20 protein-coding genes are annotated in these 19659 nt (G+C 55.9%); 9 read left to right on the plus strand and 11 right to left on the minus strand.

Features of this window, described 5'->3' with window-relative positions; all coding sequences use genetic code 11:
* Positions 1 to 9 precede the first annotated feature (9 nt).
* From ACZRJQ_RS01295 to ACZRJQ_RS01310, 4 genes are read left to right on the plus strand one after another with little or no spacing between them, the layout of a single operon-like run.
* Positions 10 to 1077 (plus strand): acyl-CoA dehydrogenase family protein, encoded by a 1068-nt coding sequence (locus ACZRJQ_RS01295; RefSeq protein ID WP_463976613.1) that lies wholly within the window; start codon positions 10 to 12, stop codon positions 1075 to 1077.
* Complete coding sequence (locus ACZRJQ_RS01300) at positions 1077 to 1925, plus strand: ABC transporter ATP-binding protein (RefSeq protein WP_463976614.1); 849 nt, start codon at positions 1077 to 1079, stop codon at positions 1923 to 1925. The genes ACZRJQ_RS01295 and ACZRJQ_RS01300 overlap by 1 nt, the downstream gene beginning before the upstream one ends.
* Entirely contained in the window at positions 1891 to 3090 is a 1200-nt protein-coding gene (locus ACZRJQ_RS01305; RefSeq protein WP_463976615.1) for an ABC transporter substrate-binding protein, read from the plus strand. The genes ACZRJQ_RS01300 and ACZRJQ_RS01305 overlap by 35 nt, the downstream gene beginning before the upstream one ends.
* A 17-nt stretch (positions 3091 to 3107) precedes the next feature.
* Positions 3108 to 3854 carry an ABC transporter permease gene (locus tag ACZRJQ_RS01310; protein ID WP_463976975.1) on the plus strand — a complete coding sequence of 249 codons (747 nt, stop codon included), beginning with the start codon at positions 3108 to 3110 and terminating at the stop codon, positions 3852 to 3854.
* Positions 3855 to 3860: 6 nt separating this feature from the next.
* On the opposite strand, the gene ACZRJQ_RS01315 is transcribed toward ACZRJQ_RS01310, so the two are convergent.
* Both ACZRJQ_RS01315 and ACZRJQ_RS01320 read right to left on the minus strand, forming a co-directional pair.
* Entirely contained in the window at positions 3861 to 4121 is a 261-nt protein-coding gene (locus tag ACZRJQ_RS01315; protein ID WP_463976616.1) for a helix-turn-helix domain-containing protein, read from the minus strand.
* A gap of 152 nt (positions 4122 to 4273) precedes the next feature.
* A complete protein-coding gene (locus tag ACZRJQ_RS01320; RefSeq protein ID WP_463976617.1) occupies positions 4274 to 5659 on the minus strand; it encodes a nucleobase:cation symporter-2 family protein in 1386 nt (461 codons plus the stop codon).
* A gap of 186 nt (positions 5660 to 5845) precedes the next feature.
* Between ACZRJQ_RS01320 and ACZRJQ_RS01325 the strand changes: the two genes are divergently transcribed.
* Positions 5846 to 7489 (plus strand): ABC1 kinase family protein, encoded by a 1644-nt coding sequence (locus tag ACZRJQ_RS01325; RefSeq protein ID WP_463976618.1) that lies wholly within the window; start codon positions 5846 to 5848, stop codon positions 7487 to 7489.
* Between the two features lie 273 nt (positions 7490 to 7762).
* Here the strand turns inward: ACZRJQ_RS01325 and lpdA are convergent, their stop codons facing one another.
* The 4 genes from lpdA to ACZRJQ_RS01345 are packed head-to-tail and all read right to left on the minus strand — an operon-like array spanning position 7763 to position 12736.
* Entirely contained in the window at positions 7763 to 9151 is a 1389-nt protein-coding gene (lpdA, locus tag ACZRJQ_RS01330; RefSeq protein ID WP_463976619.1) for a dihydrolipoyl dehydrogenase, read from the minus strand.
* A gap of 2 nt (positions 9152 to 9153) precedes the next feature.
* Entirely contained in the window at positions 9154 to 10443 is a 1290-nt protein-coding gene (locus ACZRJQ_RS01335; protein WP_463976620.1) for a dihydrolipoamide acetyltransferase family protein, read from the minus strand.
* Complete coding sequence (locus ACZRJQ_RS01340; protein ID WP_402864051.1) at positions 10444 to 11499, minus strand: alpha-ketoacid dehydrogenase subunit beta; 1056 nt, start codon at positions 11497 to 11499, stop codon at positions 10444 to 10446.
* A 4-nt stretch (positions 11500 to 11503) separates the two neighbouring features.
* Positions 11504 to 12736, minus strand: a complete 1233-nt coding sequence (locus ACZRJQ_RS01345; protein WP_463976621.1) for a thiamine pyrophosphate-dependent enzyme — start codon at positions 12734 to 12736, stop codon at positions 11504 to 11506.
* 207 nt (positions 12737 to 12943) lie between these two features.
* Between ACZRJQ_RS01345 and bkdR the strand changes: the two genes are divergently transcribed.
* Positions 12944 to 13432 (plus strand): Bkd operon transcriptional regulator BkdR, encoded by a 489-nt coding sequence (bkdR, locus tag ACZRJQ_RS01350; protein ID WP_463976622.1) that lies wholly within the window; start codon positions 12944 to 12946, stop codon positions 13430 to 13432.
* Between the two features lie 21 nt (positions 13433 to 13453).
* Here the strand turns inward: bkdR and ACZRJQ_RS01355 are convergent, their stop codons facing one another.
* On the minus strand, positions 13454 to 13999 hold the full coding sequence (locus tag ACZRJQ_RS01355) for a histidine phosphatase family protein (RefSeq protein ID WP_463976623.1): 546 nt from the start codon (positions 13997 to 13999) through the stop codon (positions 13454 to 13456).
* 131 nt (positions 14000 to 14130) lie between these two features.
* Between ACZRJQ_RS01355 and copC the strand changes: the two genes are divergently transcribed.
* Together copC and copD are read left to right on the plus strand one after the other, a co-directional pair.
* The gene (gene copC, locus ACZRJQ_RS01360) at positions 14131 to 14505 is read left to right on the plus strand and encodes a copper homeostasis periplasmic binding protein CopC (protein ID WP_463976624.1); all 375 of its coding nucleotides are present in this window, start codon (positions 14131 to 14133) and stop codon (positions 14503 to 14505) included.
* Positions 14506 to 14509: 4 nt separating this feature from the next.
* Positions 14510 to 15361 carry a copper homeostasis membrane protein CopD gene (gene copD, locus ACZRJQ_RS01365; protein ID WP_463976625.1) on the plus strand — a complete coding sequence of 284 codons (852 nt, stop codon included), beginning with the start codon at positions 14510 to 14512 and terminating at the stop codon, positions 15359 to 15361.
* Between the two features lie 42 nt (positions 15362 to 15403).
* On the opposite strand, the gene lpxO is transcribed toward copD, so the two are convergent.
* The 4 genes from lpxO to ACZRJQ_RS01385 form a co-directional block, all read right to left on the minus strand.
* The gene (gene lpxO, locus ACZRJQ_RS01370) at positions 15404 to 16303 is read right to left on the minus strand and encodes a lipid A hydroxylase LpxO (RefSeq protein WP_463976626.1); all 900 of its coding nucleotides are present in this window, start codon (positions 16301 to 16303) and stop codon (positions 15404 to 15406) included.
* A gap of 323 nt (positions 16304 to 16626) precedes the next feature.
* Positions 16627 to 17316 carry an endonuclease gene (locus ACZRJQ_RS01375; RefSeq protein ID WP_463976627.1) on the minus strand — a complete coding sequence of 230 codons (690 nt, stop codon included), beginning with the start codon at positions 17314 to 17316 and terminating at the stop codon, positions 16627 to 16629.
* Between the two features lie 4 nt (positions 17317 to 17320).
* A complete protein-coding gene (locus ACZRJQ_RS01380; protein WP_463976628.1) occupies positions 17321 to 17572 on the minus strand; it encodes a DUF1654 domain-containing protein in 252 nt (83 codons plus the stop codon).
* A gap of 169 nt (positions 17573 to 17741) precedes the next feature.
* Positions 17742 to 18821: an asparaginase gene (locus tag ACZRJQ_RS01385; protein ID WP_463976629.1), complete on the minus strand. Its 1080-nt coding sequence runs from the start codon at positions 18819 to 18821 to the stop codon at positions 17742 to 17744.
* Between the two features lie 464 nt (positions 18822 to 19285).
* On the opposite strand from ACZRJQ_RS01385, the gene ACZRJQ_RS01390 reads away from it, so the two are divergent.
* On the plus strand, positions 19286 to 19591 hold the full coding sequence (locus ACZRJQ_RS01390) for a hypothetical protein (RefSeq protein ID WP_463976630.1): 306 nt from the start codon (positions 19286 to 19288) through the stop codon (positions 19589 to 19591).
* The last annotated feature ends 68 nt before the right edge of the window (positions 19592 to 19659 follow it).

The following is a 19659-nucleotide window of genomic DNA, read 5'->3' on the forward strand; positions in this document are numbered from 1 at the left end:
GAAATCAATATGCTCGACCCAGTATTGAGTCAGTGGCTGGATGCCCAAGCGCAAGCGCTGGACCTTGGGCACAGCGATCCCCAGCATGTGCTGTCGCAACTGGCCTGCGCCAATGTGTTGCGGGTCGGGGTTAGCCCGCAATTGGGTGGCAGCGGCGGCACACTGGCAGACACTTTGGAGGTCATGGCCAGCGTTGCCAGCCATTCGTTGGCCTCAGCGTTTGTGTTTTGGGGCCAGCGCGCTTTTATCGAATACCTCTTACAAAGCCCCAACAGCGCTTTGCGTGAGCGTCTGTTGCCCGATCTGTTAAGCGGCCAACTGGCCGGGGCAACCGGGCTGTCCAACGCCATGAAGTTCCTTTCGGGGATTGAAGCCTTGCAAGTGCGTGCGCGCACTGAGCCCAATGGCTGGTGCCTCAATGGTCGGCTGCACTGGGTGACCAACTTGCGAAAAAGTGGGTTTGTGGTTGCCGCAGCGATTGAACGCGAGGAGGGTGGAGCGCCATTTGTGCTGGCCATTCCTGACTCGCGCCCCGGCTTACAGCGTTCGGACGATCTGGTGTTGATGGGCTTGCAGTCAAGCAACACCGCAGCCTTGGATTTAAATGATGTGCGGGTCAGTCAGGACTGGTTGTTGCACGACGATGCACGGGTCTTTTTGCCGGCCGTTCGTCCCGCGTTTTTGGGGTTGCAATGCGGCCTGGCGATAGGTCTGGCCCGGCGCTCATTGAAAGAGGCCGAAGCGCATCTGCAAGGCCTGCGTTCAGCGCTGCTTGATGTGCTGCACGAACAGCAGGCCGATCTCGAAACCCACGTGCAAGCGCTTAAAGACGGATTACTCGACGGGCGCTTTTTGGCAGAGCCGGCGGCACTGTTCAGGCTGCGTATTGCGTTGGCCGAAGCGACCGCCAGTGCGGTGCAGTTTGAACTGCAAGCCAGTGGCGGCAAAGCGTATCTGAGTGCTTATGGCAGTGCCTTTGCCCGGCGCTGGCGTGAGTCAGCGTTTGTGCCCATCGTGACCCCAAGCTTGGTGCAGCTGCGCGCCGAGTTGCAGCGTCAGGCCAAGGTAAGCGCTTGATGAGCCGCGTTTTGCTGGAGGCACATCAGATCACCTTGGGTTACCCCCGTGAGGGCGGCTGGCAATCGGTACTTGAAGGCTTTGACCTGCAATTGATGCCTGGCGAAGTGGTGTCGGTGCTCGGGCCAAGCGGGGTGGGCAAGTCCAGTTTGTTGCGGGTGCTCGCAGGTTTGCAGACCGCCCACGCAGGCAGCGTGAGCTTGCTCGGTCAACCCGTCACAGCGCCGCATCCGCGTGTTGCCGTCGCCTTTCAAGACCCCAGCTTGCTGCCGTGGTTGACCCTTGAAAGCAATGTTGCTTTTGGTCTGGATTTTGCGCGTCAGCCCAATGTCTCCAGCGCTGAGCGCAAGGCTCGGGTTGATCAGGCGATTGTAGAAGTTGGCTTGCAACAGGCGCGGGGCCAATACCCGGCGCAGCTGTCGGGCGGCATGGCACAACGGGTTGCACTGGCACGCTGTTTGGCGCGCCAGCCACAAGTGTTGCTGCTTGATGAGCCATTTGGCGCACTCGACGAAGTCACCCGCCATGACATGCAACAACTGTTGTTGCGTGTGATTGCGCGCCATAACACGGCAGCATTGCTGATTACCCATGACATTGACGAAGCCTTGCTGCTCAGTGACCGAATCGTGCTACTGGGCCACAGCCCAGCGCACACGGTGGGTGAGTGGCGCATCGATTTAGCACAGCCGCGTGAAGAGCGGATCGATGAGCTGGGCGCGTTGCGTATCGACATCCTAAAAACCCTTCGGCGGGCGAGCCGCACTACTGACTCTGTTATTGACCCCTTGCCTGACTCGCTGGAGCGTAAACATGTGCCTGGACGACTTCACCCACACTCGGCGTGACATTTTAAAACTGAGCGCCATGCTCACCGCCGCAGGTGCCCTGCCGATGCTGGCCAGCTTGCAGGCCCGAGCGGCGGCCGAGCCTGATGCGCCGGTGCGCATCGGTTATTTGCCAATCACTGACGCCACACCCTTGTTGGTGGCTCATAACAATGGCCTGTTCGAAGCGGAAGGCATCAAGGCTGAGCGCCCTGTGTTATTGCGCAGTTGGGCGCAAGTGATCGAAGCGTTTATTTCGGGGCAGGTCAACGTGATCCACTTGCTGTCACCGATGACGGTATGGGCACGCTATGGCAGCAAAGTGCCCGCTAAAGTCGTGGCCTGGAATCATGTTGGCGGCTCGGGGTTGACCGTCTCCCCGAACATTACGCAGGTCAAGCAACTGGGCGGGCAGTCCATTGCGATTCCGTTTTGGTACTCGATTCACAACGTGGTGGTGCAACAGTTGTTTCGTGACAACGGTTTGCAGCCGGTGACGCGCCCAGTGGGCAGCGCGTTGGCCGACAACGAGGTGAACTTGGTGGTTATGCCACCCTCTGACATGCCGCCGGCGTTAGCCACCCAACGCATTGCCGGGTACATCGTGGCTGAGCCGTTTAATGCGCTGGCCGAAGACTTGAAGGTCGGGCGCGTGCAGCGTTTTACCGGTGATTTATGGCGCAACCACGCTTGCTGTGTAGTGTTCATGCACGAACATGACCTCAATAACCGCCCTGAGTGGTCGCAAAAGGTGGTCAATGCCATTGTTAAAGCGCAGGTCTGGACCCGCGACAATCGTGATGAAGCAGCAAAGTTGCTGGCCAAAGATGGCAACAATCGCTACACCCCGCACAGCTCGCAGGTGTTGCAACGGGTGTTGGCGCCCGCGGCCAGTGAGCGCGAGCACTATCAAGCCAGTGGTGCCATTGAGCACGCCAACTGGGATGAGCAGCGCATTGATTTTCAGCCTTATCCATTTCCCAGTTACACCCAAGCGCTGGTGTCGCGCCTCAAAGACACATTGATTCAAGGCGACAACAGTTTTCTGGCCAACCTTGATCCTGCGTTTGTGGCGCAAGATTTAGTCGATGATCGCTTTGTCAAAAACAGCATTGCGGCAGTGGGGGGATTAAAGACTTTCGGTCTGCCCGAAAGCTTTGAGCGCACTGAGGAGTTTGGCTTTTGAAAGCGTTGGCTCCTTCGATCAAACGTCAGTGGTTACTCGGCAGTTCAGGTTTGCTGAGCCTGTTGCTGCTGTGGTGGCTGGGCGTTGAACTGTTCGGCAGTGCGCAAGGTCTGTCGGCGCGCTTCTCACCTCAGGCCACCTTTGTCAGCTTGATCGAGTTGCTGGGCAGCGCGCAGCTTTATGAGAACGTGTTGGTCAGTCTGAAGCGTATTTTGGTGAGCTTGCTGATGGCCTTGCTGCTGGGTGTGCCACTGGGGCTGCTCATCGGCGGCTCGCGAAATCTTGAGGCGGCGACCACGCCCGCTTTTCAGTTTTTGCGCATGATTTCGCCGCTGTCGTGGATGCCTGTGGTGGTCATGCTGATGGGGGTGGGTGATCAACCGATTTACTTCTTGCTGACTTTCGCGGCTGTGTGGCCGATTTTGCTCAATACCATCGCGGGTGTCCGTCAGCTTGACCCGCGCTGGCTGCAATTGAGCCGCAGTTTGAGTGCCACGCGCTGGGAAACCCTGCGCAAGGTGATCGTCCCGGGGGTGCTGGGGCATGTGCTGACAGGCGTTCGGCTGTCGATCGGTATTCTGTGGATTGTGCTGGTGCCCTGCGAAATGCTGGGGGTGAGCGCGGGCCTAGGGTATTTCATTCTCGATACCCGAGATCGGTTGGCCTACTCAGAGCTGATGGCAATGGTGGTGTTGATCGGTGTGCTGGGGTTTGCCCTGGATGCGTGCGCCAGGGCGTTGCACCGGCGTTGGGTGCATGCGTGAGGCAAGTCAGTTTTCTGTGAGCTGGCCATTACCGCACGAGGTAGGCGCGCAGAGCGGGCGATTCTGGGTGTGGTGCCCCGTGATGATGTACAGCACATCAATGCCGACCAAGGTGATGGCGGCCAGATAGTCAGCGCGGGGTTGGGTAATATCGCGCTCATAAAAACCTTGAGCATGGCGCCCAACGCCACCCGCTGACGCCAATTGTTTCTGCGTCAGGCACAAGCGCAGGCGCTCTTGCTTCAAACGCGATCCATACGTGCTCATGGCTGTCGCTCAAACAAGATGAAGGTTTGCAAAAAGAGTAATTCAAACGCTGAACTAGGAAAAGATTTGAAGTCTGCGGTGTTCGCACAACGTGCGACGTTTGGCATAAATCGAGCAGGACCCCGCGTGGCAATCCTGCTCGACATCACTGATTACTCAGCCTGATTTTTGTCTGCTTCTGGCAGGAACCAGTTCAGCAGCAGGGCGCAAATACCGCCCGTGGCAACCCCGGACTCCAGCACATTGCGCAAAGCGGCGGGCATGTGTGCGAGGAACTCTGGCACTTGCGACACACCAAGGCCCAAGGCCAGCGATACCGCAATAATCAGCAGTGCGCGACGATCCAGCGTAATGCTGGCCAAAATGTTGATCCCGGAGGCCGCAACCGCGCCAAACATCACCATCGCCGCACCGCCCAGCACGGGCTCTGGGACTGCCTGAATGGCACCGGCTACGCTTGGGAACAAACCCAACAGCACCAGCATTGCGGCAATCCACACGCCAATGTGGCGACTGGCAATGCCGGTCAGCTGAATCACGCCGTTGTTCTGGGCAAAAATCGAGCTAGGAAAGGTGTTGAAAATACCGGCCAGCAGCGAGTTGGCACCGTTGACCAATACGCCACCCTTAATGCGTTGCATCCACAGCGGACCTTCGACGGGCTGACGCGACACTTTACTGGTGGCAGTCACGTCGCCAATGGCTTCGAGCGAAGTCACCAGATAGATCACCAGCATCGGAATGAACAACGCCCATGAAAACCCCAGGCCAAAGTGCAGCGGCATTGGCACCTGGAACCACTCGGCTTGATGCATGCCGGTGAAGTCCAGGCGGCCCAAATATCCGGCCAGTGCGTAACCCACGGCCAAGGCAATCACAATGGCGCAGCTGCGCATCCACACCAGTGGAATGCGGTTGAGAATGACGATGATCGCCAGCACCACGCCCGACAACATCAGGTTTTCGCCATTGGCGAAGGTGCCGTTGCTCATGGCCGTGAAGCCGCCACCCATGCTGATCAGGCCGACTTTAATCAGGGTCAGGCCAATCATCAGCACCACAATGCCGGTGACCAACGGGGTAATCATGCGTTTTACAAACGGCAAAATCCGCGAGATGCCCATTTCGACGAACGATCCTGCGATCACCACGCCAAAAATGGCGGCCATTACTGCCTCAACCGGGGTGCCTTGTTTGACCATCAGCGCGCCGCCGGCGATCAGCGGGCCAACAAAGTTGAAGCTGGTGCCTTGCACAATCAGCAAGCCTGCGCCAAAGGGGCCAAAACGTTTGCACTGCACAAAGGTGGCGATGCCCGAAATGACCAACGACATGGACACAATCAGGTTGGTGTCGCGGCTGGACACGCCAAGCGCCTGACAAATCAGCAGGCCTGGCGTCACGATTGGCACAATGATCGCCAACAGGTGTTGCAGTGCGGCCAGAAAGCCGATCCACGGCTTAGGGCGGTCTTCAAGACCAAAGACCAGTTCGCTGGTCTGGGACTCGGCTTCAAGCGGCGTTTTGAGAGAGGTCATGGCGAGCGCCCTGGAAAAAAGAGCGCGATTCTACTGGTGTTAAGCCACCACGCCCAGTGTTTGCTTGCTTGGGCTTTCACGCGGGCCTTAAGCGAACTTTAATTATTCGAATGTTTGCGGCGGGCCGAGGTCGCAGTTAAAGCCCTGCCAGGTTCATTGGCATCACTTGAAGAGGGACATGCAACCATGCTCGAACCCACCTGGACAGCCTTGAAGCATCACCGCCGGCTCCATCAAATTGTCGTGACCCTTGTGCGCTTCGGCGCTCAAGACGTGCTTGTGCGTTTGGGGTTGGGCCGTTTGTTGGCAGAGGTCAATGCTGAGCCCGGTGAATCGTTACCCGCCAGCACCCCGCAGCGTGTGCGTATGGCGCTGGAAGCATTGGGCCCGACATTTATCAAATGCGGGCAGATTCTGGCCAGCCGCAGTGACATCTTGCCGCCCAACTGGGTGGATGAACTGCAAGCGTTACACAGCCAGGCTTCGACCTTGCCGTGGGCAGAACTTGAGGCGCAAGTGTTGGAAGATTTGGGTTGTGAGCTGAGTGAGGCATTTGCTGAGTTCGACACTCAACCCCTTGCTGCGGCCTCGATGGCTCAGGTCTATCGGGCGCGTTTGCACACTGGCGAAGCGGTGGTGGTAAAAGTACAGCGGCCCGGCCTGCGGCGCAAAATGACCGCTGATTTGCAGTTGCTCGAAAGCCTGGCGCAGTGGGTTGAGCAGAATGAAAGCCTGGCGGCCTATCAGCCGCGTCAGATGGTCAGGCAGTTGGCCAAGGCCATGCTGGAAGAGCTGGACTTCACTCAGGAAGGGCAGAACTGTGACAGTGTTGCGCACAATTTTTCGCAAACTCCGAACATCGTGATTCCGCGTATTTATTGGGCTTTGAGCAGTCAGCGTTTATTGGTGCAGGCGTTTTTACCCAGCTTCACGCCTTTGGAGCACGACGCGTTGCTTGAGCAGGGGCTCGAACCTCGCGTATTAGCGCAGCGCGGGGCCCAGGCTTTTATCAAAATGTTGCTCGAAGATGGCGTGTTTCATGGCGATCCGCACCCCGGTAATTTACGAGCAATGAGCCACAATCGCGTGGGTTTTATCGACTTTGGTATGGTCGGTCGCCTTGATGAGCGGCGCCGGCTAGAAGTCATGACCTTTATGCGGGCGTTGACCGAAGGCAGCCCTGAAACCCTGATTGCGGTACTCATCGACTGGAGTGGTGAACGGGTCAAAGACGTGTCACGCATCGAGCAGGCGGCTCACGAGTTTATGGCTCGTCATACGGGTAGAGCGCTGAAAATGAGTGCGCTGATTACCGACTTTCTGGGGTTGATCCGCGAATATCAGTTGGTGCTCCCGCCCGATTTGTTGGTGTTGTTCAAGGCGTTGATTACTGCGGATGGGGTGCTGACTCGTCTCGATCCTGAACTGGATCTGGTGGCAATGGCTAAGCCTGCCGTCGAGAAAATGCTGCGTGAGCAGTTCAACTTCAAAGCAGCTAAACGTTTAGGCATTGACGGCTTGGAGCTGGGGCGGGGTGTCATGAACGACCTGCCCAAACTTACGCGGCTGATGATTCATCGGCTTAAGCATGGCGTGCTTGATCTTAAAGTAGACATGCCGGGGCTGGAGAGATTGGAGCGCTCATTGCGACTGGCTTCGACAAGGTTGTCGCTGGCGTTATTGATCAGTGCGCTGCTGATTGCATTCGGCCCGCAGATCGCAGCAGCGGGGCCGGTATGGCAAGGGTTGTCGGCCATTGGCTGGTTGGCGGGGATCGCTACGTTGGGCGGCTTGCTGGCGTTTTTGTGGAGTTTGTTTAAACGCTCGTGATCACGACTCCCAGTAATAGCGTTTTGACCGCTACAGGAACGTAGCCGTGTAGTCGTTGCCGAGGGCTGCGATCGATTGCGTAGCGATCGTAGACCGAAACACGCGGTACCCCTGGAGCCCCACGTTGCTAGACTTCACAGCGACTACGCCCCCGAACGTAGCCTCGACACAAGACGCGCTTTTCGTAGGAGCCGCCGCAGGCTGCGATCTTTAGCGCTTCATTATCTAAAGCGAAAAATCGCAGCCTTCAGCCGCTCGGATCTTGTAAGGCGTTTACACGTGCAGCGCATGCCCTAAAGCCCGCAGGGCAGCTTCTTGTACTGCTTCACCCAAGGTGGGATGGGCGTGAATGGTCCCCGCGATGTCTTCCAGGCAAGCGCCCATTTCCAACGACTGGCCGAAAGCAGTCGACAGCTCTGACACTCCGGCGCCGACCGCTTGCCAGCCGACAATCAAGTGATTGTCACGGCGGGCCACCACTCGCACGAACCCGGCTTTGGACTCCAATGTCATGGCCCGGCCATTGGCGGCGAAGGGAAAGCTGGCGCTCAAACACTCCAAACCCGCCGCTTGGGCCTCGTCAGGGGTTTTGCCGACGACGACTATTTCCGGGTCGGTAAAGCACACGGCCGCTATTGCAGTGGGGCTGAACTCACGCTGCTTGCCTGCAATGATCTCGGCGACCATTTCGCCTTGGGCCATCGCCCTGTGCGCCAACATTGGCTCGCCGGTCAAGTCGCCAATCGCCCAGACGTTGCGCATGCTGGTCTGGCAGCGGTTATCGACGCGAATCGCAGCCCCGTTCATGGTCAGTGCAAGGGTTTCAAGGTTGAAGCCTTGGGTGCGCGGTTTACGGCCGACGGCCACCAACACTTGATCGGTTTCAAGGGTTTGGCTTTCGCCCATCCGGTTGCGCATCGACAGGGTTTTGGTGCTGGCTTGAAAACCCTCCACGCTGTGCTCCAGATACAAAGTAATGCCCAGTGCTTTGAGTGATTCGGCGACCGGTTGCGTCAGCTCCATGTCATAAGTGGGCAAGATTCGTTCGCGAGCCTCTACCACAGTGACTTCGGCCCCCAGCTTGCGATAAGCAATGCCCAGTTCCAAGCCGATATAACCTGCGCCCACCACCGTCAAGCGTTTGGGGATGGAGGTAGGCGCCAAGGCCTCAGTGGACGAAATGATCGCCCCGCCAATCGGCAGGATCGGCAGGTCTACGGTTTGCGAGCCGGTGGCCAGCAACAGGTGCTCGCACTCAATGCGCTGCCCGTCGACTTCAACGGCCTTGCCATCAAGGATCTTGGCCCAGCCATGAATGACTTTGACCCCGTTCTTTTTCAGCAGGGCGCCGACGCCGCTGGTCAGGCGATCAACGATGGTGTTTTTCCACTGCACGCTTTGGGTGATGTCGAGCGTCGGTGCTTGGGTTTTGATACCCAGCGGCGAGTGGTGGGTGCTATAGCGTTGGGTGGTGTGAAACTGCTCGGCCACGTGAATCATTGCTTTTGACGGAATGCATCCGACATTCAGACACGTACCGCCCAAAGACTGGCCTTCGATCAAGACCGTCGGGATGCCCAACTGGCCTGCGCGAATGGCGGCCACATAACCGCCGGGGCCTGCGCCAATAATCAGCAGCGTGGTGTGTTGAGTTGGCTGCATGTTCACTCCAGAAACAGGGTGGCAGGTTGTTCGAGCAAGCCACGCATGGCCTGAATAAATTGTGCCGCGTCCATGCCGTCGACCACGCGATGATCGAAGGAGCTGGAAAGGTTCATCATTTTGCGAACCACTATTTGGCCCTTGATCACCACTGGCCGCTCGACAATCCGATTGACGCCGATGATTGCGACTTCCGGCAGGTTGACCACCGGGGTGCTGACGATCCCGCCCAGCGCGCCAAGGCTGGTCAGGGTGATGGTCGACCCAGACAGCTCTTCGCGCGAGGCTTTGCCGGTGCGAGCGGCGCTGGCCAGTCGGCTGATCTCGTCAGAGGCCCCCCACAGGGTCAGGGTTTCGGCGTGGCGCACAACAGGCACCATCAAGCCGCCATCACTTTGCGTGGCAACGCCAATGTGTACGGCGCCAAAGCGGGTGATGATTTGCGCTTCGTCGTCATACCGCACATTGATCTGCGGGAAGTCGCGCAAGGCGACAACCATGGCGCGCATCAAAAACGGCAGCAAGGTCAGCTTGCCGCGGCTATCGCCCCATTTTTGGTTGAGCTGCACGCGTAACTCTTCAAGTGCAGTGACGTCGACTTCTTCGACATAACTGAAGTGTGCCGCGCGGCGTTTGGCATCTTGCATGCGCTGAGCAATTTTGCGACGCAAGCCGATGACCGGGATTTGATGTTCGTCGCTACGCTTGGCATAACCGGTAGCAGGTGCGGCGCTGGCGTGGGTGTCTTGCGCCAGATAAGTATCCAGGTCGTCATGTAGCACCCGGCCAGCAGGGCCGCTGCCTTGTACAAAACGCAGCTCGATACCCGAATCCCAAGCGCGTTTGCGCACCGCAGGCGAAGCCAGTGGGCGCTCGTTCGGTTCACGCGTAACAGGTGCTGCACGTTGCGCAGGGGGCTGAGCAGAGGCGGGCGTTTTGATTGCAGGCGCAGACACCGCAGCCACTTCGACGCGAGCTTGTGGAGCGGCTTTGGCCACTGGTATTGGTTCTGCTGTGGCCACTGTCGCGCTTTCGCGCAAGTTGCCAGCGCCTTCGACTTCGATACGAATCAATTCGCTGCCCACCGCCATCACTTCGCCAGGCTGCCCGCCCAACGCCAGTACTTTGCCTGCCACGGGGGAGGGGATGTCCACGGTCGCTTTGTCGGTCATCACATCGGCCACCACTTGGTCTTCACTGACCATGTCGCCGACTTTGACAAACCACTCAACCAACTCAACTTGGGCAATGCCTTCGCCGATGTCCGGCATCTTAATAACGTGAGTACCCATTTAAACCTCCATAACCCGTTGCAAAGCCGCACCCACTCGCGCCGGGCCGGGGAAGTAGGCCCATTCTTGAGCATGCGGATAAGGCGTGTCCCAGCCTGTTACGCGCTCAATCGGCGCTTCCAGATAGTGGAAGCAATGCTCTTGCACCAGCGCAATCAGCTCGGCGCCAAAACCGCAGGTGCGGGTGGCTTCGTGCACGACCACACAACGGCGGGTTTTTTTCACGGAGGTCACAATGGCGTCCAGATCCAGCGGCCACAGGCTACGCAGGTCGATGACTTCGGCGTCGATACCGGTTTCTTCGGCCGCCACTTGGGCCACGTAAACAGTGGTGCCGTAAGTCAGGATGGTGACTTCGGTGCCGGGGCGCACGATCGCGGCGCAGTCCAGCGGCACTGTGTAGTAACCATCAGGTACAGCGCTGGCCGGGTGTTTTGACCACGGTGTGACTGGGCGCTCGTGGTGACCATCAAAAGGGCCGTTGTACAGCCGTTTTGGCTCAAGGAAGATCACCGGGTCATCATTTTCGATAGCGGCAATCAACAGACCTTTGGCGTCGTACGGGTTGGAGGGCATTACGGTGCGCAGGCCGCACACTTGGGTGAACATCGCTTCAGGGCTTTGGCTATGCGTCTGGCCGCCATAAATACCGCCGCCGCAGGGCATGCGCAGGGTCATGGGGGCAATGAATTCGCCCGCTGAGCGATAACGCAAGCGTGCGGCTTCCGAAACGATTTGGTCGGAAGCGGGATAGAAGTAGTCAGCAAACTGGATTTCGGCTACCGGGCGCAGGCCATAAGCGCCCATGCCAACGGCAGCTCCCACAATCCCGCTTTCGGAGATAGGGGCGTCGAACACCCGTGAGCTGCCGTATTTGGCTTGCAGACCTTCAGTGCAGCGAAAGACGCCGCCGAAATACCCCACATCCTGACCAAATACCACCACGTTATCGTCGCGCTCCAGCATCACGTCCATGGCCGAGCGCAAGGCCTGGATCATCGTCATGGTGCTAGTGCTCACGGCGTTCTCCATCTGAATTTTATTGTTGTCGTTCATCTGGTTATAACCCCAATTGCTGACGTTGCCGACGCAGGTGGTCGGGCATGTCCTTGTACACGTCCTCAAAAATCGTCGCGGCGCTAGGCATTTGCCCGCCAGCCAATGTGCCGAAACGCTCGGCCTCTTTTTGTGCGCCAATGATTTCGGCTTCTAGGTCGGCACTGACAGCGGCGTGTTCTTCTTCAGACCAGTGGCCGGTGGCAATCAGGTGCTGCTTAAGGCGAAGAATCGGATCGCCAAGCGGGAAGTGGCTCCAGTCGTCGGCAGGACGGTATTTGGACGGATCGTCAGAAGTGGAGTGCGGGCCTGCACGATAAGTGACCCACTCAATCAATGTTGGCCCCAGATTGCGCCGCGCGCGTTCAGTTGCCCACACCGATGCGGCATACACGGCGATGAAGTCGTTACCGTCAACCCGCAGAGAGGCAATGCCGCAGCCTACGCCGCGCCCGGCAAAGGTGGTGGATTCACCCCCGGCAATTGCCTGAAAGGTCGAAATTGCCCATTGGTTATTCACCACATTAAGAATGACTGGCGCGCGGTATACGTGGGCAAAGGTGAGAGCCGTGTGAAAGTCGGACTCCGCCGTCGCGCCGTCGCCAATCCAGGCTGAAGCGATTTTGGTGTCGCCCTTGATCGCGGACGCCATGCCCCAACCGACGGCCTGCACGAATTGGGTCGCAAGGTTGCCGGAGATGCTGAAAAAACCATAATCGCGAACCGAATACATAATCGGCAGCTGGCGCCCTTTGAGCGGGTCGCGTTCGTTAGACAACAACTGGCAGATCAGATCAACGAGGGGAACGTCGCGGGCCATCAAAATGCTTTGTTGGCGATAGGTCGGAAAACACATGTCATCAATATTGAGTGCCAGCGCTTGGGCGCTGCCGATGGCTTCCTCACCCAAGCTCTGCATGTAAAACGACATTTTTTTCTGACGCTGGGCGACCACCATGCGGGTGTCGAAAATACGCGTTTTGAGCATGGCGCGCATGCCCGCACGCAATACCTCAGGCGAAACCCCTTCAGCCCACGGGCCAAGCGCTTGGCCTTGATCATCGAGCACGCGAATCAAGCCTTTAGCCAAGTCGGCTGTGTCGGCAGGTTCTACGTCGATAGGGGGTTTGCGTACCAGACCGGCGTCGGTCAGGCGAAGGTAGCTGAAGTCAGTCTTGCAGCCTGGGCGGCCGGAGGGTTCAGGAACGTGCAGGCGCAGCGGTGCATATTCATTCATGGCTTTCTCTACGCTCGATCTTGTCGTGTTTATTAGGGCGCGGGAGCTAGGTACATCGTCGAAGTTCTGAGTGTTGATAAGCTCAGATCTTGTCCTACAACAATCATATTCCTGACAGTGAAGAATATTTCTCTGTAGTTCGTTGTGCTTTGTAGTGATTACAGATAAGAATTCTGCATAAACATAAAAAACAGGTGTTTTTGTCTCATGCGCAAGCTAGATCGAACGGATATCGGAATTCTTAACAGCCTCCAGCAGAATGCACGTATCACCAATGCGGACCTTGCGCGGTCGGTGAATCTATCGCCAACCCCATGCTTCAACCGGGTAAAAGCGATGGAGGAGCGTGGGTTGATTCGTGAGCAAGTAACCTTGTTGGACGCTGACATGCTGGGGCTGCATGTCAATGTTTTCATCCATGTCAGCCTGGAAAAACAGGTAGAAGAGGCGCTGCAACATTTTGAGGCCGCGATTTCTGATCGGCCGGAAGTCATGGAGTGCTATTTGATGGCGGGCGACCCGGACTATTTGATTCGGGTGCTGGTGCCGAGCATTCAAGCGCTCGAGCGCTTCATGATGGACTTTTTGACTAAGGTGCCCGGCGTGGCAAACATTCGCTCCAGCTTTGCACTCAAACAAGTGAGGTACAAAACCGCGTTGCCCTTACCGCCGGGTGGGTTAACGCTGGAAGAGTAGGGGGCACGTCTCGATACCGAGTCAAACCCGCAGTCGCCAGCGCTCATTGAAGCGCAGCTCAACCCTCGATAAGGGCTCTACATCAATAAAGTTGAACGAGTAGGTGCTGGCTGCAAGCGCATGCAAGATCGCGGCACGAATCACAAAGGGGTGTGTTACCACGGCAAAGTGACCCTCTTCGCGAAACGTGTCGAGCCAGGCGCCCACTCGCAGACACAGGTCTTGCACGGACTCACCACCGTGGGGGGCAGCGTAGGGGCTGCTGACCCAGTCAGCAAGTTGCTGCGGAATGCTTTCTTGCAGATCTGACAAGCGTTGGCCTTTCCAGTCGCCGATGTCGTAGTCCTCAAGTTCAGGCACGATTTCAATCTCGTCCCCAAAGGCCTGAGCTGTCTGCAAGGTGCGGGTCTCGGGGGCGCACAGGATGCGCACGGGTTTTTTTAATGCGGTCATTATTTCGGCCGCCTTGAGCAGGCCTTTGGGTTCGGCGGGTTCATCCAGCCCAAACCGTCCCAGACGCTGGGCTTCAGTGCGGGCATGACAAATGAAACTGAGTCGAATAGGCATGTCGAGGTTTTCCGAGAGTGTGTTGCGGTTACAGGTGTCGCACGAAGGCGAATATTGCTTAGGCGCAGCGGCCCTCAATCCAGCTTAGGCGAGTATTATTGCCGAGTATTCCTATCTCAAGGTACTTTGGCATGTCTTCGGTTTTCTTGAAAAAAGCCTTCAACACCGCTGCATTACTGGCTCTGATGACGGGAGCCAGCACGGCGTTTGCTCACGCTCACCTTGAACAGTCAACGCCAGCAGCGGACAGCACCATCAGCAGCGCTAATGAATTGCGTCTGGTGTTCAGCGAAGGAGTTGAGGATAAATTTACCCAAGTGGCTATTAATCGTGATGGCACTTCAGTTGCTGTGACCAGCATCAAGACTGAACCGGGCAACAAGAAGGTGCTGATTGTGACCCCGGCTCAAGCACTGCCAGCGGGCCAGTACCGCGTGAATTGGAAGGTTGTGTCTGTTGACACTCACAAGAGCAATGGCCAATACAGCTTCACGGTGAGCAACTGAGCTGATGTTTAGCGCGATGGTAGCCTGCCGTTTTTTGCACTTCAGCGTGGTGCTACTGATGTTCGGTGCCAGTGTGTTCAGGCCTTTGCTGCTGAGTGTCTGGCCAGACGAGAAGCTGGAGCGATGCTTACGTGAGGTTAATCGAGTGCTGGCATGGCTCGCGCTTGCCAGCGGCGTGGGATGGTTGCTGTTAACCACCCATTCAATGGTCGACAGTTGGACGCAGACGCTGACCCCCACAACGCTATGGTTGGTATTGGGCAGCACTTTTTTTGGTCAAGTGTGGGTAGGGCACCTGCTGCTCAACGGCTTGCTGCTTATCGTGCTGTATGTACCTGCACGCTTTAATGCTTCATGGCTGTTTAGTTTTTTGCTGTTGGTCACACTTGCGCCTGTTGGGCATGGCGCAATGTTGGACGGCTGGCGCGGGCAGTTACTGATGTTGAATCAGGTGATTCATTTGACGTGCGCAGGGGCGTGGATCGGTGGCTTGTTGGTGCTGCTACTGATCCTTTTGCGACCTGCACAACAACCCTTAGGCCCGGTTCTGAGGCGCTTCAGCAATATGGGCTTTGTGTTAGTTGCCGGGATAATTCTTACTGGTCTTATCAACACGCGGGTGTTGACTGGTGCACTCTGGCCTACACCCCTGTTTGAAGGCTTTGCACTGGTATTGCTGATTAAAGCCATGCTGGTGGGGGCGATGCTGCTGTTGGCACTATTTAATCTGCTGATGAGTCATGCCGGCCGCTTCGTGGTTCTGCGTAGCAGTGTCACTCTTGAATGGCTCTTTGGTTTGGCGGCTGTTGCTGCCGTTTCGCTGCTGGGGACTTTACCGCCATTAGTGGCTGGCTAGGGCAGCTATGGAATGTCGCTGCCCTGTCGCTCCCTAGTGGCCTTAGATCAACAAGAACAAAGCCAGTAACCCGCCGAAGATTGCCCACTTCTCAAGGTAGTAACGTGTGCGGTTGCGTTTTTTGAGTTCTTTGCCCCGCAGGCGAATTTTGTACAACTTGGTAAAGGCGCGGTTCAGGCCGCCGACTTTATCGTTGGCGTCATTGGGTGAGCTGGCTGATGCCATTACCGTGCGGCTAAACCACTGATTGAAGGCCGCTGCCCAACGGTATTGCATGGGGCGTTCGACATCGCAGAACAGGATGATGCGGTTTTTGTCTGTGGTGTTTTCGGCGTAATGGATAAAGGTCTCGTCGAACATCACACCTTCACCGTCCCGCCACGAATAACTTTGCCCATCGACATTGATATAGCAGCCAGGGTCATTGGGTGTGTCCAGGCCCAAGTGATAACGCAGCGAACCCGCATAGGGGTCACGATGGCGAACCAGCTTTGAGCCGGGTGGTAACTCGGCGAACATCGCAGCTTTGATGGTGCCAATGCCGTTTAGCAGTTCAGTGGTACGTGGGCACAGTTCGATGGCGGAGGGATGGTTGTCGCCGTACCACTTCAGGTAAAAACGTTTCCAGCCGCTTTTGAAAAACGAGTTGAAGCCGACATCGTTCGGCTGTTCAGAGCGTTTGATCTCGCCCGCCTGCAGCAGGTTACGTGCTTCCTCGCGGATTTCTTGCCAGTGGTCTTGCAAAGGCTGCAGTTCAGGAAAATCTGACGGCTTTAAGTACGGCTGGCTCGGGACTTTCGAGAACATGTACAAGAAACAGTTGATGGGTGCCAGAAAGGTGGAGTGGTCGCTTAACTGACGCCCCAGCTTATGCCGAACCTTGCCTCGAAGGTGGACATACGCGATGGAAAAAACATAGACAGCAATAATGATGAGTTTCAAGAGTATCGTCACAAGTCGAGAGAAAATGCTGCCCGTGCATAGATGCGAGTGGCTAGGTAAACGTAGGTGTTTTCCTAGTATTGGCCTCACTCGAGGGCAGCTAAAGTCTGAGATTAAAACAGTCGCTCAGGCATTTTCCAACGTTTTGCCGTGTATTTGTACACTTTTACTTACACTCTTTGGTCGAGTTGCGAGCAAGGTTTTGTGGTGTTTCGCTTGCGCTTATGGCTTTTCATCTGTCGGAAAAGGCTGAGAGCGGTGTGTTCTTTTAGTGGCATCGTTGGCATCGATTCGCCAGCGCCATAGTTAATGGCGCTGTGCAGTTAACCGCACGCCTTCAGATTGACCGGGCCTACGAAATCGTTACCTCTGCCCATGACACAACCAATGGTTTGGTTACGTTGACGTTCCCAATCCTGAACCGGATAGGTCTTGTTCCAGGCCTCATAGAGTTGCCGGTCTTGCTTGGACAGGCGCAAGTTATACCGCTTGCTCATGTAGAAGTAAGTGCGAGCGATCATGCCGCGAATAGATGGCCGAGGCATGACCTTTTTGGCTTTGAAGTCCACTTGCGTCAGGCATGAGCCATATTGGCCCGGTTGGGTGGGTAACCACCCAAAGCTGAAGTTGTTTCGATCCCCGTTAACCTCGCCAATGCTTGGCACCAGATTATGCAGGTCAGCTTCAGCGACTTTGTAAACCGGGTCATTGCGGGTGCAGTTTTTGCGCCCTCCGTTTTGCCAGCACTGACGCTGATGGCCAATTTGCCACGCAGGAACAATGTGTTCCCACTCAATCCGAGCTGCCCGATTTGCATTTTTGCGTGGCACGTATCCGCAGGCTTCAAGGTTGACGCGGTTGCCCGTGTATTTGCAGCCGCAGTAGAACTCGGTGGACTGTGGAGCGTAGAGCTTCCAGGCGACTTTTTTGGCTTCACTAAAAGTTTGCGGAGCTGCCGCCTGTACGCTCAAGACAGTAAAGAGGCTGGCCAATGCCAGAAGATGAACCCTCATTGACTCAGTCTTCCTCAGGCACTGTCCAGAAAACGTTGACGCCACCATCATCGCGATGGGCGACTGTAACGTTATCGTTTTCTGCAATTTCTTCGAGCAAGCGCTCCCAGAATTCCGGGTTGTCACCTTCTTGCGGCTGAAGCACAGCCATTTTGTCTTTTTGAGCCTTGGGCGAGCTGATGAGTTTTTGTATACGCATGCCGAAAATTTCGTACGGACTTGGAGGAGTGGGCGCTTTCGCCGCTTTTTTAGCCATGATGCGATCCTTAATGTGCTGTATGCGCATACAGTATTTAACTGCGCGCAATTTGGCAACTGTTTGGTGCATCGGCGTTAGGTATGAGGGTTTCTGTGCCATAAATAAAAAGGCCGCCTTCCTAAAGGAAGGCGGCCTTGATAGCGCCAAGTCATAACTTTGTTATGACTTAGTACTCCCAGAACATGCGTTGCAGTTCTTTGCTGTCCTGGGTCTTGGTCAGAGCAACCATTGCCAGAATGCGAGCTTTCTGAGGGTTGAGGTCGTGGGCTACAACCCAATCATTTTTGTCGTCAGGTTGTTCAGCGTTACGCAGTACGAAGCCGCCGTTATTTACGTGGGAAGAACGGATGATTTGAACGCCGTCTTTACGCAAGGCTTGCAGGGTAGGGACTACGCGCGAAGACACGGAGCCGTTACCGGTGCCGACGTGGATGATGGCTTTGGCGCCAGATTGAGCGAATGCTTTGTAGGCCGTGTCGTCAACGTTGCCATATGAATAGGCGATACCTACGTTAGGCAGGCTTTTAATATTTTTGATGTCGAATTCGGAATCCATAGTGTGGCGCTTGGCTGGCAAACGGAACCAGTAGGACTTGCCTTCAACAACCATGCCCAGCGGACCCCAAGGGCTTTTGAAGGCCTCGGTCTTGATGTTCATCATTTTGCTGACATCACGGCCTGATTGGATCTCGTCGTTCATGGTGACCAGCACGCCTTTACCGCGAGCTTCTTTGCTACCGGCTACAGCAACGGCGTTGTACAGGTTAAGCATGCCGTCGGCTGACATGGCAGTGCCTGGACGCATGGAGCCGACTACAACGATAGGCTTGTCAGTTTTTTCGACCAGATTGAGGAAGTAGGCGGTTTCTTCCAGCGTGTCGGTGCCGTGGGTGATGACGATGCCATCAACATCTTTGCTTTCAGCCAGTTCGGCAACACGACGGCCCAGTTGCAGCAAGTTGTCGTTGGTGATGCTTTCAGAAGCAATTTGCATGACCTGTTCGCCACGCACGTTTGCCAGTTGGCTCAGTTCGGGTACGCCGGCGATCAGTTGATCAATGCCTACTTTGGCGGCGGTGTAGGTTGCACTGTTGGCGGCGCTTGCGCCCGCGCCGGCAATGGTGCCGCCAGTGGCCAGAATGATGACATTGGGTTTAACGACAGTTTCTTGTGCTTGCACAGTCGGCAGTGACAGTAAAAGGGCCAAGGCGCCCGGAACAATAGTTTTCAATACAGCTGTTTTCATTATGTTCTCTCTTTTTGATGAGAGTGCTGATGCACATACACCTAGCACGTCTCGAGCCATCCCATGGCCGCGAGATGCCAATAGGCCAGCAGTATTTATGCCAACAGGAGTTTATTTTTTATTGTTTTGTAACTATTTGATTTTTATCAATAAATTTCCAGCTTGAAGAATGCTTACCTATCGCTGTAGGACGATTTACCGAACAAATAGGCTTCTTTCGTTCGGAGATTCGTCCGTTCGTCGGTTTTATGGCGCCATTTCTGCGTGCTTTTGTGATTTGGGAAAGTGAGTGAGGGCGTTTTTGATGGGTGTTTGGAGTAGGCTGACTCGGGTAACGAGTGTTCAGGTATCTGTGTCGGGTTTAAGAGGGCGTTAAGTCTTTGTCTGGCAATGAAAAAATACTATCTGCAAATGAAGCTGCAGGTGCGTGAGACACTTGCTTTTTTTGAGGATGGGGCAGCTCAATGCAAATTGATTTAAATGATCCCAGTGCGTTAACAAACGAGGCTGTACGCCAATTGCTGGCGTCCTCCAGCGACGATACTCACACTCAGTTGCGGGTAACCAAGGCTGGCATTGCTTATATATCTGCTGGTGTGGTCGCAGGGTCAGATATTGACGGGTTATTGTTTAGGCTGGAAACGTGGGCTGCGGGATCTGGCTATGTGGGCAAGGTTGCTGCGAGTGATGAGGTATGGGTCATGCAGATCTACAATGCGTTGAAAGAAAACTGGCCTAATCCCCCTTTTGATTACATTGATGTCTACTGAATGGCGTAGGGCGTGATGTCACGGTCAAGCATCACCGTGTAAGGTTGGGGGCGAATAAAGCGTTCTGC

This window comes from Pseudomonas sp. E315, from assembly GCF_055406205.1.

What these genes read in the sequence shown, in the direction of transcription:
- ACZRJQ_RS01325 (WP_463976618.1), top strand. Translation starts at nt 5,846, where the DNA reads ATGCTCGAACCCACCTGGACAGCCTTGAAGCATCACCGCCGGCTCCAT.
- ACZRJQ_RS01305 (WP_463976615.1), top strand. Translation starts at nt 1,891, where the DNA reads ATGTGCCTGGACGACTTCACCCACACTCGGCGTGACATTTTAAAACTG.
- lpdA (WP_463976619.1), bottom strand. Translation starts at nt 9,151, where the DNA reads ATGCAGCCAACTCAACACACCACGCTGCTGATTATTGGCGCAGGCCCC.
- ACZRJQ_RS01320 (WP_463976617.1), bottom strand. Translation starts at nt 5,659, where the DNA reads ATGACCTCTCTCAAAACGCCGCTTGAAGCCGAGTCCCAGACCAGCGAA.
- ACZRJQ_RS01390 (WP_463976630.1), top strand. Translation starts at nt 19,286, where the DNA reads ATGCAAATTGATTTAAATGATCCCAGTGCGTTAACAAACGAGGCTGTA.
- ACZRJQ_RS01380 (WP_463976628.1), bottom strand. Translation starts at nt 17,572, where the DNA reads ATGGCTAAAAAAGCGGCGAAAGCGCCCACTCCTCCAAGTCCGTACGAA.
- ACZRJQ_RS01340 (WP_402864051.1), bottom strand. Translation starts at nt 11,499, where the DNA reads ATGAACGACAACAATAAAATTCAGATGGAGAACGCCGTGAGCACTAGC.
- ACZRJQ_RS01385 (WP_463976629.1), bottom strand. Translation starts at nt 18,821, where the DNA reads ATGAAAACAGCTGTATTGAAAACTATTGTTCCGGGCGCCTTGGCCCTT.
- ACZRJQ_RS01375 (WP_463976627.1), bottom strand. Translation starts at nt 17,316, where the DNA reads ATGAGGGTTCATCTTCTGGCATTGGCCAGCCTCTTTACTGTCTTGAGC.
- ACZRJQ_RS01335 (WP_463976620.1), bottom strand. Translation starts at nt 10,443, where the DNA reads ATGGGTACTCACGTTATTAAGATGCCGGACATCGGCGAAGGCATTGCC.
- ACZRJQ_RS01300 (WP_463976614.1), top strand. Translation starts at nt 1,077, where the DNA reads ATGAGCCGCGTTTTGCTGGAGGCACATCAGATCACCTTGGGTTACCCC.
- copC (WP_463976624.1), top strand. Translation starts at nt 14,131, where the DNA reads ATGTCTTCGGTTTTCTTGAAAAAAGCCTTCAACACCGCTGCATTACTG.
- copD (WP_463976625.1), top strand. Translation starts at nt 14,510, where the DNA reads ATGTTTAGCGCGATGGTAGCCTGCCGTTTTTTGCACTTCAGCGTGGTG.
- bkdR (WP_463976622.1), top strand. Translation starts at nt 12,944, where the DNA reads ATGCGCAAGCTAGATCGAACGGATATCGGAATTCTTAACAGCCTCCAG.
- ACZRJQ_RS01355 (WP_463976623.1), bottom strand. Translation starts at nt 13,999, where the DNA reads ATGCCTATTCGACTCAGTTTCATTTGTCATGCCCGCACTGAAGCCCAG.
- ACZRJQ_RS01345 (WP_463976621.1), bottom strand. Translation starts at nt 12,736, where the DNA reads ATGAATGAATATGCACCGCTGCGCCTGCACGTTCCTGAACCCTCCGGC.
- ACZRJQ_RS01295 (WP_463976613.1), top strand. Translation starts at nt 10, where the DNA reads ATGCTCGACCCAGTATTGAGTCAGTGGCTGGATGCCCAAGCGCAAGCG.
- ACZRJQ_RS01315 (WP_463976616.1), bottom strand. Translation starts at nt 4,121, where the DNA reads ATGAGCACGTATGGATCGCGTTTGAAGCAAGAGCGCCTGCGCTTGTGC.